The organism is Bradyrhizobium embrapense (assembly GCF_001189235.2).
Taxonomy (GTDB): Bacteria; Pseudomonadota; Alphaproteobacteria; order Rhizobiales; family Xanthobacteraceae; genus Bradyrhizobium; species Bradyrhizobium embrapense.
The window spans coordinates 21,299-33,896 of record NZ_LFIP02000022.1 but is presented as its reverse complement, the minus strand read 5'-3'; the positions used below and the strand labels follow the sequence as shown (position 1 = coordinate 33,896).

Sequence of the window (12,598 nt, the reverse complement as noted above, 5' to 3'; positions counted from 1 at the left end):
TTCGACCGGCACGAACGGAGCTATACTCGTCTCTCCCTGCTTGCAAAGCTCTTTGCGCCACCGGAACAGCTGGCTCACATGAAGGCCGGCCATGCGAGCCACCTCGGAAACAGTGGCTCCAGGCTCGAGCGATGCTGCAACTAGCCGTTCCTTCTCATCTCGCGACCACCGCCGCCGCCGCTCTACCGATGTGATCACCTCTGCCCGCGATATCGTCATAGCGCTTCTCCTAGGACTACCCCTAGGACCTGCAGCGCTCGCCTCCCTCAAACAAGGCGGCCGTCAGCGGAGGCGTACGAACGATCCAAGGATAACGCCGAAGGTGAGCGGACCTCCACGAAGAAGATCGCGGGCGATGAGGGGCATCAGCGCGAGTACCGAGCCGTTAATCGCGCCGGTCACAATGGAGCGCGCCAACACAATCCTAATGGAAGGAGAGTGCGCGACGTATCGAACGCCAGATATGATAGCTCGTCCCAAGTTCTCACACGTGGAAGGATCGAGCGGGGCACTATTGGTCCCAGCTTACTAGCACCACGAAGAGCGGGATATACAGAAGCGCGCTAAGCGCATACGCTGCGCTTGCACCACCGAGGGCGACAATAGCTCCGCCGACGGCGGGCCCGACGCTTCGGGCAACGTTATAACTTATTCCGTCGAGCGCTACCGCGGCCGGGAGCGCTTCAAGCGGGACCTGTTCGCTAACCGAAGCTTGCCAAGCCGGGCTTCGCAGGGCGGCGCCGCATCCAATTAAAAAGCAGAATGACAGCAAAAGAGTTGGTGTAATAACGCCTAACCCGCTCAAACAACACCAAAATAACGGATCCGAGCAACTCGATCGCAAGCGCCGTCAGCGTCACTAGCCGCCGATCGTGCATATCGGCAATGGCGCCGGCTGGCAAAGCGATCAGCATGATCGGTATCAGTAGGGCAGTTTGTACGAGCGCGATCAGGTCCGCCGAAGCAGCCAATTGAGTCATTGCCCAGGCGGCGCCACGCTTTGTACGAGCCTCGCAACATTCGCAAACAGGCTCGTGAACCAGATTCGTCGAAATGCAGAAAATTGGAAGGGGACGGCAAGGCCGCCCGTAGGGGAGCGCGGGGATTTGGGCTCGTTCATCACGATCGTTGTTGGCAATTACTTGCGGACTATGGGGCGCGCATGGACGCTGCTCGCCGCGAATTGAGAGCACGCTATGCTACTTCTGTTGTATTGCAGCTAAATTGCTGCGTGCGCTTTAGCGCGAGGAAAAGCGTCAAAAACTGATGATCTGCGATGTATACCTTCGCACCCAGTTATGAGGGTATTTCCACCGGAATGGCAAACCCAGCCTTTACGCGATCGACGACGACAAAAGTCTTAAAGCCTTTAATGTTTGGGTTTTCGTAGAAGAACCTTCGCGTAAATTGTTCATATTCCTCCATCGTGCGCGACGTTATGTAGAGGACGAAATCGGCATCGCCGGTGACATAGAAGCCATTCACGACCTCCGCCGACGACTTAATCGCTTTCTTGAACCGATCGATGATGTCTGACCTTTCGCGTTCAAGGTTTACAAAGACAAGCATTTGAATCGGCCGTCCGGCGGCCTTTGTCGAAACAATTGATACGTCCGCTTCAATGATCCCCTCTGCGCGGAGTCGCTTTAGTCGACGCTGACAGGCCGTAGGTGACAGGCCGACCATCTCGCCAATCGCATCGGACGTCAGCCGGTTGTCGTTTTGAACGATCTGCAAGATGTGGGCGTCAATGCGGTCATACTGCATTTGCGGTCTCCGCCCTAGGCTGAAATGCGGCTCCAAATGTGGTGCGCATGCAGGAATTCCTCCGAAGGAAAACAAATACGACGCAAAGATGTTCGCGAGAGCACTATCTTAAAGGCAGTCGCATTTCAACCGATAGCGAGAAAGGTCGATAGCGTTGAGGAGCGTGGCTATGACTGCAATGCGGCACCATTGCCCGTTGAACAATGTCCGTTCTGAGCAGGCAAAGTCCAGTGCCGGCAGCCATACCAACGTGGTCGCAGTTCTCGCAGTCGCTGTCGTTGTTTCGATCGCGATAGCTGATTTTCGGTTTGAAATGATAACGACTGGTGATGACCAGCTCGTCCCGGTAAATGATGACAATAGGCGTGGTGCAACATGACAATCGACATCAAGGATATATGCGAAAAAGACAAAAAGAATGTCTTGCATCCCTTTACGCATCTAAAGGACTTTGCGACGGGACAGCTCGGCGATCCCGTCATCATCGAGACCGGCAGGGGGATCAAGATCCAAGACGCGTTTGGCAATCAGCTGATCGATGGCTTCGCGGGAATGTATTGCGTCAACGTCGGCTACGGTCGCACGGAGGTTGCTGAGGCGATATCGCGACAAGCATATCGTTTGGCCTACTACCACTCCTACGCTGCGCACACGACGGACGAACTCGCTATTCTGTCCGACCGCCTCGTAAAAATGGCTCCCGGGAAGATGAGCAAGGTCTTCTACGGTATGTCGGGATCGGACGCGAATGAAACGCAAGCGAAGCTTGTTTGGTACTACAATAATCTGCGGGGTAAGCCCAAGAAGAAGAAAATTATCTCGCGTGACAGAGGCTATCATGGATGTAGTGTTGTTTCAGGATCCATGACCGGCATGAGCTTCTATCACGCCGAAATGGATCTTCCTCTCCCTTTGGTGGCGCGCACCGGTGCTCCGCACCACTATTGGGGAGCAGAGCAGGGTGAGACTGAGTTTGAATTCTCCTCGAGGCGTGCCGCTGAGCTGGATGAATTGATTGAGAAGCTGGGGGCCGAAAACGTCGGCGCATTCATTGCGGAGCCGGTGCTCGGCACAGGAGGCATCACACCACCGCCTGAAGGTTACTGGAAGGCCGTCCAGGAGGTCCTAAAGAGACATGATGTCCTGCTTATTGCAGACGAGGTCGTTACAGGCTTCGGTCGGACCGGCTCAATGTTTGGATCGCAGCATTACGGGATTGAGCCTGATCTTATAACGGTGGCAAAGGGGCTTACCTCGGCGTACTTTCCTCTGTCCGCGGCGATTGTTGGCGAGAAGATTTACCACGTGTTCGAGGAAGGGTCGGAGCGGGTCGGGCCTTTCTCTCATGGCTACACTTATTCGGGGCATCCGATCGGCGCGGCGACCGCAAATGCAGTGCTTGATATCGTAGAACGTGAGGATCTCCCGTCTAACGCGAAAGAAGTGGGCGGCTATTTTCAGGGTCGATTGAAAGAAACGTTCGCCCAGCTTCCCATCGTTGGCGAGGTCCGTGGTGTTGGCCTGATGGGAGCCATCGAGTTTGTCTCGAGCCGCGATCGAAAGGAGCGGTTTGATCCGGCGCTCAAGGTCGGGGCGCGTGTGTCGAAGGCCGCTCGGGATCGTGGGCTAATTGCACGACCTATGCCGCACGGAGATATTCTAGGCTTCGCGCCTCCTTTGATCGTCACGAAGAGCGATGTAGACGAAATCGTCGCTATAGCCGAGGCGGCCGTCCGTGCGGTTATGGACGAACTCGTGCGGTCGGGAACGAAAATCTAAAATTGGCTTCGCTTGGCGATAACTTGGACCTGAGGCTCTGAATGAGCATCAGTCGGCGGCGTACGCGACTTGGATCAATGATGCCGAACATCCCACTTTACGATCTCTATGTTAATGGCGCCTGGCGCTCAGCCGACACGTTGCTTACGTTGATTGATCCTGCCACTGCCGCCGAGTGTGGGCGCGTAGCTGTAGCGTCGACGCAAGACCTTGACGACGTCTTGGCGACCGCGCAGGCGAGCCTCTCACGATGGTCTAGGACCCCTGCTGCCGATCGCGGCGCAGTACTGATAAAGGCTGCACATTTGCTGTTGGATAAGCTAGAACATGCGGCAGCAGCGCTATCGCGCGAACAAGGTAAAACGCTTGCGGAGGCAAAAGGTGAGTATCGCAGGGCGATTGAAACATTCGAATGGGCCGGCGCAAACGCAACCAAAGTATCGGCGCCGATCCCAATAGATCAGAGACGGACGTTGATTCCGGAGGCCGTGGGTGTGGTCGCGGCCTTCACGCCGTGGAATTATCCAGCCGTGTTGAATGCGCGAAAGTTGACTGCCTCTCTCATCGCCGGTTGTCCGGTGATCTTGAAAGCGGCAGAAGAAACACCAAGCGCCGCGGTGTTCATGGTTGAGGCTCTCCACGAGGCGGGAATTCCTCCAGGCGTAATCAGCCTGGTTTATGGAGAGCCCGCCATGATCTCGGAACATTTACTGGGCTCACCATATGTCCGTGCCCTTTCGTTCACCGGCTCAACGCACGTCGGCAAGCTGCTCGCGAGACTAGCTGCGGACAATCTGCAGAGGTGCGTCTTAGAGCTCGGCGGACATTCTCCGGTGCTCGTCAGCGAGGACGCTGATATTCCCGAGGCCGTAAGAGCGATCACGGAATATAAGTTTGAATGTGCGGGGCAGAGCTGCAACGCGCCAAGTCGAATTTTGGTTGCGCGGTCAATCTACGAGCCATTTCTGGCCGAACTCATCGAAGCTGCCGAGACAATTAAAGTAGGTCTTCCAACCGACAAGAGTACCGATATGGGGCCGATGGCGAACGGCAGACGCATTGCCGCCATGGACCGATTAACTAGGGATGCTGTTGCGTTAGGGGCGCGTGTGGAGACCGGGGGCAGCCGACTTAATCGCGTAGGCTTTTACTGGCCGCCGACCATTCTGACGAACGTTCATCCTGACTCGCAAATCTTGCGTGAAGAACCGTTCGGCCCAATCCTCACGGTTGCTCCGTACGACACTCTCGAAGAGGCTATCGCGGAGGCGAACGCCTCCGAATACGGCCTGGCGTCTTACGTTTTCGCCAAATCTCACGAGGTCCAGACGCAGATGGCAAAGGGACTCGCCGCCGGTGCTATCAGCGTCAATCACCTGAAGGGCGTATCAGTTGACGCACCAAATGCAGGCGTGAAGCAGAGCGGCTATGGCTACGAGGGCGGACTAGAGGGTGTGCGAGCGTTCCAAAACCTGAAGCTCATCAATTGGAACACTGCAGCGACTTAGGTCGCACACTCTCTTATTCCGTTTAACTTGTGGCCAATGAATTTGATCATGCGAAACTCGACGACTATCAAGGATGTCATACTAGCGCCCGGTGGAGGCGGTTTTTTCTATGATGATCAGGCGGCCATTCGCGAAGGTGTCGATCACAATGGATTTCTTTACGTAGGAGCCCCGCGGACGTCCGGCTTTGCAGCAATCCGCATGCCGGCCGCGTCCCTCAGCATCGGCCTGGTTTTGGCGGATGAAACTGTAGTTTGGGGTGATATGATGGGGGTCCAATATGGTGGTGCTGGCGGCCGCGAAGCAGTATTCGACATCGATCACATAAGGGCGATCACGGAAAATGCGCTGGTCCCACGTCTTGTCGGCGCGGACGTAGCGAAGTTCCTTGTCGCATGCGATGAGATTCTTTGCGACGGGAATGCGAGTCGACTTCCGCTTCCGATCAAGTACGGCCTCAGCCAAGCATTGCTCTGCGCCGCTGCGCACTATCATGGAATGACGCCGTCTGAGGTCGTATGCCTCGAATTCAACCTGCCGTTACCCGAACGGTCGATACCATTATATGCGCAGAGCGGAGATGCCAGAGAACTCAACGTCGACAAGATGATCCTAAAATCCGTCGATGTGCTTCCGCACGGCTTAATCAATTCTCGAGAGAAGTTCGGTCGGAACGGGGGAGCGTTCCGTCAGTTCGTCAAATGGGTCGTCAAACGCATTTCGGAGATTGGCGCGCCTGATTACCACCCGACGTTGCACTTTGATGTCTACGGTTGGATCGGTATGGAGATTGGCCTCGAGCCCGGCAAGATCGCCGAGTTTATCGCACGAGTTGCGGATGATGCTTCAGGATATCGAATTCATATTGAGTGTCCCGCCGACTATGGATCGACCGACCGCCAGGTCGAAAAATACTCTGAGATCGTACGAATGCTTGATCAACGAGGCTCAAATGCGCGCGTTGTTGTTGACGAACAGTGTAATACGCTGGCTGACATTGAAAAATTCGCCAAAGCGAAGGCAGCTCACTTGGTGCAGATCAAGATGCCCGATGTCGGATCAATTGCCGACTCCGTTCGCGCGGTGCTGATGTGTAAGAAAGGTGGCGTTGGAGCGTATCTCGGGGGGAGTTGTACCGAGACGGATCTTTCGGCGAGGATTTCAGCGCATGTCGCGGTTGCGACGCAGGCGGATATGATCCTAGCTAAGCCGGGGATGGGCGTCGACGAGGGATTATCAATCGTTGGCAATGAACAGAATCGGCTTCTGTCACTGCTTAGCTACAGACGCCGGCGATGAGGCTTGCCGGATATGTCCAGCAACTCCCCTGAAGCGCAGCTCAATCGGAACAGCTCTAAGACCGAATGGTAACGATCAACTGACGTGAGGCAGCGAATCGTACCCGTGGATTGAAGACTCGCTATCATTCCAGGAAGAGACGATGACGGCTGCGCGTATTGACGGAAAAGCAATCGCCACGGCGCTTAAGTTGCGGATCGCCAACGACGTGGGCACCTTTCAATTGCAGCACGGGCGGCCCCCGGGTCTCGTTGTCGTTCTGGTGGGACAAGATCCGGCAAGCGAAGTTTACGTGAGGGCGAAAGCGAAGCAAGCGCGCGCAACAGGGTTACAGTCCAGACAATTGGTATTGCCGACCGAGACGAGCGAGATGAGGCTGGTCGAGATCATTGAGAGTTTGAACCGGGACACCTCAATTGACGGGATTCTCCTGCAATTGCCGTTGCCCGCTCACATTAATCCCTTTCGTGTTCTAGAGACGATAGATCCTGCGAAAGATGTAGATGGATTCCATCCTTATAATGTGGGCCGATTGGCCGTAGGACAACCAGCTATCGCTCCATGCACGCCACTAGGGGTTCTTCACTTAATTAAGCACGTGGTGCACGCCCTGGCCGGGCTGGATGTTCTCGTAATAGGTCGATCGAACATCGTTGGCAAACCGCTCGGCACGCTTCTGGGTGATGCTGGTTGTACGGTGACCGGCGCGCAGCTCCAAACTCGAAATCTATCAGACATATGTCGAAGGGCGGATATTGTTGTTTCAGCCGCGGGGAGCCCAGGCCTCGTTCGGGGAGACTGGGTGAAACCGGGGGCGATCGTTATCGATGTCGGTATTAACCGAGTAGATGATGGTCACGGAGGCTACAGCTTGGTTGGAGACGTCGCATTCGATGAGGCGAGCGAACGAGCCAGCCACATCACTCCAGTTCCCGGCGGGGTGGGGCCGATGACTATCGCCTATCTTCTTATGAATACCATGAGCGCGGCTTGGTCTCGAGCAACATTGCGCGGCAGTCCCGCTGGTGTGAACCAATTTCAGTTGAAAACACTGGGGCGGTTGAGCGGGACTGCCAGGAGCAGCTAGAATTTCATCTTCTATCTTGGGCCGCTCGGATTAAGCAGCAAGTGCGTTTGCCGGAAGGTGACACGCGAGCAGGGACGAAAGCGGCAGATAAGCGCGCTCATCGGGCTATGTGCGCAGGAAATCACCGCGGCTGATATCCATAACAACGTAATGCTACTGAAGTAGTTTGTTACGATTAAGTCTGCGCGAGGGTGCGCCCTTGGACACTCATTCTGCGCCTGCCGAAGCGGTGAATACGTAGTCCCCTGCGTCGGTACCGGTCGTTCGACTACTTCTGAAATTGCCCGAGTCACATAATGGAAAAGAAGCTACCCTCTCATGCAGAATTTGTCATCGTTGGCGGTGGCATCATAGGCCTTTCGATTGCCTATCATTTGACGCGCTTGGGTCATCGTGACGTTCTTTTGCTCGAGCGCGATCAGCTGACTTGCGGAACAACTTGGCATGCCGCTGGGCTCGTCACGCAACTTCGAGCAAATGAAAATATGGCCAAACTCGCCCAGTATACCGCGGGCTTGTTTCGCGAGCTCGAAACAGTGACTGGCCAGTATACGGGCTTTCGGCAAACCGGCTCGATCACAGTAGCTACCACGCAGCCACGGCTTGAAGAACTCAAGCGCGGATCGTCTATGGGGCGTTCGTTCGGTCTAGATGTGGAAATGATTGACCCAACCGAAGCGAAACGTCGTGTGCCTTTGCTCGACATTGCCGATGTACTTGGGGCGGCATGGATACCCTCGGACGGAATGACAAATCCGGTTGATACAGCGCGCGCGTTTGCTGCCGGCGCGCGGCAAGCAGGTGCGACAATCATAGAACGCACACCGATAACCCGATTGATAGTCGAACAGGGGCGCATATGCGGTGTCGAAACGGCCGTTGGAGCAGTCCGAAGTGACAAGGTGGTCCTTTGCACGGGCATGTGGACTAGGGCGCTCGCTGCCGAACTAGGTTGGGCTGTTCCACTTCATGCAGCTGAGCATTTTTACGTTGTGACGGAAGCTATTCCCTCATTGCCAGCGGATCTTCCCACTATCCGCGACATGGATGGCAAATTTTACGCGAAGGCAGACGCCGGCAAGCTCCTAGTAGGATTCTTCGAGGACAAAGGAAAACCGTGGGGCATGAATGGTATTGCCCGCGATTTTAGCTTTGACTCACTGCCTGATGATTTTGATCATATCGAGCCATATCTCGCCCATGCGATGCGCCGCTTGCCAGCCCTTGAACACGTTGGTCTGCAGTTGAACTTCAATGGACCGGAGAGTTTTACGCCAGACAACCGGTTTCATCTGGGGCCCGCGCCGGACATTGCAGGACTGTATGTGGCCGCTGGGTTTAATTCTTGCGGAATCGAGTCTTCCGGCGGAGCGGGCAAAGTCATGGCTGAGTGGATGGCGACGGGTGCGCCAGCCAGCGACTATTGGGAAATGGATGTTCGACGTTCCATGTCATTTCAGCGTAACCAACGATACTTGTTTGACCGAACGAGTGAAGCCGTTGGAAACCTGTGGGCGCTGCACTGGCCCCACAAATCGCCTATCACCGCCCGCAACGTGCGCGTATCGCCCTTACACGATCGATTGATTGAGGCTGGCGCTAAATTCGGGGAAGCTGCTGGATGGGAGCGAGCTCAATGGTTCAACAGAGCCGAGACGGCGCCCTTCGCTCAAGCCACGTTCAGTCGCGACGCTTGGTTCACGGCGAGCGGCGCTGAGCACAAGGCGGCGCGATCCGCAGTCACGCTTTTTGACCAAACGTCGTTTGCTCACATACTTGTCCAAGGCCGCGATGCGCTGGCGTTGCTACAGCGTTTGTCAACTAACGACGTCGACGTGCCTATTGGCCGGATCGTTTATACGCCTTGGTTGAATGACAGAGGTGGCATGGAGTCCGATGTTACGATCGCACGGGTTGACGAAGGTGAGTTCCTCATCGTTACTGCAGCCATGCAGCGTGTTCGCGATCTTGCGTGGCTTCGTACTCATGCCAGCGAGCGTGACCACGTTTTCGTTACAGACGTGTCTTCGGCATATACCACATTGTCAGTGATGGGGCCGCGCTCTCGTGAATTATTGACGCGCGTCAGCTCCGCAGACTTTTCTGATGACGCATTTCCCTTCGCCACCGCGAAAGAAATCGAGATCGGTTACGGCCTCGCGCTCGCCTTTCGTATGACTTTCGTGGGTGAACTCGGCTGGGAGCTTCATATACCAACCGAGTTCGCGTTGGGTATTTACGATGCAATGGTCGCTAAGGGGCAAGATCTCGGGCTGTGTCACGCGGGCTATGTAGCGCTCAATACCCTAAGACTCGAAGCCGGTTATCGCGATTGGGGATCGGATGTGAGTGACGAAGACACTCCGATAGAGTCAGGTTTGGCTTTCACCGTTGCTTGGAACAAAAAGCAAGAGTTTATTGGAAGGCCGAAGCTCGAGACGCAACGAGGTCAGACGCCGCGGCGGCGTCTTGTCCAGTTGGCCGCATCCAATCCCGCGCCTCTCCTATTTGGCACTGAGCCCGTCTGGCGGGATGGTCGGTTGGTGGGTTATCTTCGTTCTGCTGGATTTGGCCATACGCTGGGCTGCGGTGTGGGAATGGGATACTTGCACAGCGAGCGTGGAGTGAATAGCGCGTGGCTAAGCGAGGGCAAATTCGAAATCGAAATAGCGGGCGAAAGACACGCGGCGATCGCGTCGCTCCGTCCGTTCTATGATGCGGGCCGAACACGTGTCAAAGGCCAGTATCTGCGGGCCGAAGAGCTGATTGCTCCGGAGCTACTTCGAGCGTGTGAAAGAGGGAATTGAAGACCCAGTTGCGTCAAATGCCTAACAGGTCGAAAGCCGTGTCCAATCAATCCATGATTCTCGTGCTGTCTTGCCCAGATCGCCCGGGCATCGTCTCCGCCGTCTCAAGTTGTCTGTTTGACGCTGGCTGCAACATCATCGATGCGCAGCAATATGATGATTTGGAGACTGCGCGCTTCTTCATGCGTGTCGTGTTCACCCTCAATGAGGGAGCCAAGCCGGAAGCCGAGATAAAGCTGTTGCTAGGAAAGCTTGTGAGCGAATTCAATATTACGTTCACAATACGACGAAGCACGGCTCTAAAGCGCGTCATGTTGTTAGTCTCAAGATTCGATCACTGTCTGTCGGACTTACTCTATCGCTGGCGTATCGGCGAATTGCCGATGGAAGTGACTGCGATTGTCTCCAATCATGATCGAGAGCACTTAGCATCAACGTATCTTGAGGGGCTTCCCTTTCATTATTTGCCGGTGACGAAGCAAACGAAGATGGAGCAAGAGACGCAAATTTGGCAGCTCGTTCAGGAAACCAAAACGGATCTCGTTGTTCTGGCCCGATATATGCAAATTCTCTCGGACGGCTTTTCTGCTAAGTTAACTGGACGGTGCATCAACATTCATCATTCTTTCCTTCCCGGCTTTAAGGGCGCAAAACCATACCACCAAGCGCATGAACGGGGCGTCAAGCTGATCGGCGCTACCGCGCACTACGTGACATCAGATCTCGATGAGGGGCCGATTATCGAGCAGGACGTGGAACGAATTTCGCATCGCGACACACCGGACGACCTTGTGCGAAAGGGACGCGACATTGAAAGACAGGTACTTGCGCGCGCTGTGCGACACCACTTGGAAGACAGAGTGCTCCTGAATGGCAGGAAGACAATTGTTTTTACAGATTGAAGTCTCTCTGGGGAGGCGCACCTGTTTGGCTCTAGACGTCAGGTAAGCACTCAACTGGGCGGCCCAATGGACGAGAAGCAATCATCCTAGACAGTTCGCACAATCGAAGACGCGTGAAGGAGAACCTAAAAGATGTCGATTAGCAAAGGCCCCCAAGCGTTTCCGCGCTCGGAGTATATTCGCCGAATATCAGCCGTAAAGGCGGAGATGGAGCATCGTGAGCTTGATGCGCTTGTGATCACTCACTGGGCCAATATCACCTATCTTTCGGGCAACATAACACGAATGTTGGCGCAGCATGCGCTCGTTGTTACCTCCCGCGACGAAGAACCAAAGCTGATCGTGCGCAAGATGTGTGCTCCAGGCGCGTATCATACGTCGTTTATGGAGAAAGCAAACGTCATTGGTTACACGGAAGAACTCGTCGGCAAACACGATAGAGATGGATTTGACGCTGTTATCGACTATCTCATCGAGAGCGGCGTCGAAAAGCGTGGCGTTGGTATCGAGATGGGAAATCTTACCTCGCAGGCCGTGGCGAAGTTTGTGACGCGGTTAGGCGGAGCGCGGATTGTCGATTGCACCAAGGCGGTTGACTGGGTTCGCACCTATAAGTCAGATCTCGAGATTGGGATCATGCGAGAGGCGGCCGCATTGGCGGATGCGGCGATTTTGCGGGCGGCCGAAGTCATTCGGCCAGGCGTTCGGGAAGCTGATGCCGCAGCCCAAATTATGGTCGCGCAAGTAGGCGGGGGGACAGGGCCTGCGGCCACTGGCTGCCGACCACCCCTGCTTTCGTCGTCACCAAGGACCGGAACGCCTCACATTCTGTGGATTGATGACCGCTTTCGCGAAGGCACTCACGTTAACATGGAAGTCAGTGGAAATCGCTACGGATACATGGCCGCTCTTATGCGTACTTTCTCGCTCGGGAAGCCCTCCGACAGGCTTCGTCGATTGCACGAGGCCCAGCTCGCTGGACTTGAGGCTGGACTAAACGCTTTAAAGCCGGGGCGATCATGCCACGATGTGTCGGAGGATATTTATCGTGCGATTGGAAAACATGGATTTTCGAAGGACTCGCGCTGTGGGTATGCGATTGGCATTGAAGGACTGCTTACCGCTTGGGTTGAAAACACGGCGAGTCTTGGACGTGGAGATGCGACTATCTTAAAGCCCAATATGACCTTCCACTTGATGCTTGGAAACTGGCTGGATGAAGAATTTGGGTACGAGATCAGTGAAACGGTCAGGCTTACGGAGACGGGTGCTGAAGCGCTGACGAGCGCGCCGAGAATACTCGTCGAGATTTGATGCAGTGCGAAGCCACGTCGATGGGCGTGGCAAAGACAGCTTGAGGGTTACCGGCCGCGGCGGCGTCAGGTAAGCAGCCGAAGGTTCGTCTTTGGCTAACTTAGTTTGCTGGCTTTTCTGGCTGATCGGTTGTAT

At 55.2% G+C, this 12,598-nt stretch carries 12 protein-coding genes; 7 read left to right on the top strand and 5 right to left on the bottom strand.

All coding sequences use genetic code 11. From position 1 onward, the window contains the following. From AKN83_RS39260 to AKN83_RS37705, 5 genes are all read right to left on the bottom strand, one after another. A partial coding sequence (locus tag AKN83_RS39260; protein ID WP_157113566.1) for a transposase occupies positions 1-219 on the bottom strand: 219 nt, incomplete at its 3' end. 63 nt (positions 220-282) lie between these two features. Beyond that, positions 283-480, bottom strand: a complete 198-nt coding sequence (locus tag AKN83_RS42235; RefSeq protein ID WP_430641602.1) for an MFS transporter — start codon at positions 478-480, stop codon at positions 283-285. 31 nt (positions 481-511) lie between these two features. Further along, complete coding sequence (locus tag AKN83_RS42230) at positions 512-772, bottom strand: MFS transporter (protein ID WP_430641603.1); 261 nt, start codon at positions 770-772, stop codon at positions 512-514. Then, positions 702-980, bottom strand: coding sequence for an MFS transporter (locus AKN83_RS42225; RefSeq protein WP_063695751.1), 279 nt, complete (start codon positions 978-980; stop codon positions 702-704). Before AKN83_RS42225 ends, AKN83_RS42230 begins: the two co-directional genes overlap by 71 nt. A 316-nt stretch (positions 981-1,296) precedes the next feature. Beyond that, entirely contained in the window at positions 1,297-1,767 is a 471-nt protein-coding gene (locus tag AKN83_RS37705) for an Lrp/AsnC family transcriptional regulator (protein WP_050399841.1), read from the bottom strand. A 375-nt stretch (positions 1,768-2,142) separates the two neighbouring features. Here AKN83_RS37705 and AKN83_RS37700 point away from each other — a divergent pair, with 375 nt between their 5' ends. From AKN83_RS37700 to AKN83_RS37670, 7 genes are all read left to right on the top strand, one after another. After that, entirely contained in the window at positions 2,143-3,546 is a 1,404-nt protein-coding gene (locus AKN83_RS37700; protein WP_050399840.1) for an aminotransferase, read from the top strand. A gap of 80 nt (positions 3,547-3,626) precedes the next feature. Beyond that, positions 3,627-5,054: an aldehyde dehydrogenase family protein gene (locus AKN83_RS37695; protein WP_050399845.1), complete on the top strand. Its 1,428-nt coding sequence runs from the start codon at positions 3,627-3,629 to the stop codon at positions 5,052-5,054. Between the two features lie 36 nt (positions 5,055-5,090). Continuing rightward, complete coding sequence (locus tag AKN83_RS37690) at positions 5,091-6,353, top strand: methylaspartate ammonia-lyase (RefSeq protein ID WP_244522246.1); 1,263 nt, start codon at positions 5,091-5,093, stop codon at positions 6,351-6,353. Between the two features lie 142 nt (positions 6,354-6,495). Then, positions 6,496-7,440, top strand: coding sequence for a bifunctional methylenetetrahydrofolate dehydrogenase/methenyltetrahydrofolate cyclohydrolase FolD (gene folD / locus AKN83_RS37685; RefSeq protein ID WP_050399838.1), 945 nt, complete (start codon positions 6,496-6,498; stop codon positions 7,438-7,440). A gap of 296 nt (positions 7,441-7,736) precedes the next feature. Then, positions 7,737-10,247 (top strand): GcvT family protein, encoded by a 2,511-nt coding sequence (locus tag AKN83_RS37680; RefSeq protein WP_050399837.1) that lies wholly within the window; start codon positions 7,737-7,739, stop codon positions 10,245-10,247. A 17-nt stretch (positions 10,248-10,264) separates the two neighbouring features. Next, positions 10,265-11,149, top strand: a complete 885-nt coding sequence (gene purU, locus AKN83_RS37675; RefSeq protein ID WP_206600835.1) for a formyltetrahydrofolate deformylase — start codon at positions 10,265-10,267, stop codon at positions 11,147-11,149. A 132-nt stretch (positions 11,150-11,281) separates the two neighbouring features. After that, entirely contained in the window at positions 11,282-12,463 is a 1,182-nt protein-coding gene (locus tag AKN83_RS37670; RefSeq protein ID WP_050399835.1) for a M24 family metallopeptidase, read from the top strand. Positions 12,464-12,598: the final 135 nt, after the last annotated feature.

What these genes read in the sequence shown, in the direction of transcription:
- AKN83_RS42225 (WP_063695751.1), bottom strand. Translation starts at nt 980, where the DNA reads ATGACTCAATTGGCTGCTTCGGCGGACCTGATCGCGCTCGTACAAACT.
- AKN83_RS37705 (WP_050399841.1), bottom strand. Translation starts at nt 1,767, where the DNA reads ATGCAGTATGACCGCATTGACGCCCACATCTTGCAGATCGTTCAAAAC.
- AKN83_RS37700 (WP_050399840.1), top strand. Translation starts at nt 2,143, where the DNA reads ATGACAATCGACATCAAGGATATATGCGAAAAAGACAAAAAGAATGTC.
- AKN83_RS37695 (WP_050399845.1), top strand. Translation starts at nt 3,627, where the DNA reads ATGCCGAACATCCCACTTTACGATCTCTATGTTAATGGCGCCTGGCGC.
- AKN83_RS37690 (WP_244522246.1), top strand. Translation starts at nt 5,091, where the DNA reads ATGAATTTGATCATGCGAAACTCGACGACTATCAAGGATGTCATACTA.
- folD (WP_050399838.1), top strand. Translation starts at nt 6,496, where the DNA reads ATGACGGCTGCGCGTATTGACGGAAAAGCAATCGCCACGGCGCTTAAG.
- AKN83_RS37680 (WP_050399837.1), top strand. Translation starts at nt 7,737, where the DNA reads ATGGAAAAGAAGCTACCCTCTCATGCAGAATTTGTCATCGTTGGCGGT.
- purU (WP_206600835.1), top strand. Translation starts at nt 10,265, where the DNA reads ATGCCTAACAGGTCGAAAGCCGTGTCCAATCAATCCATGATTCTCGTG.
- AKN83_RS37670 (WP_050399835.1), top strand. Translation starts at nt 11,282, where the DNA reads ATGTCGATTAGCAAAGGCCCCCAAGCGTTTCCGCGCTCGGAGTATATT.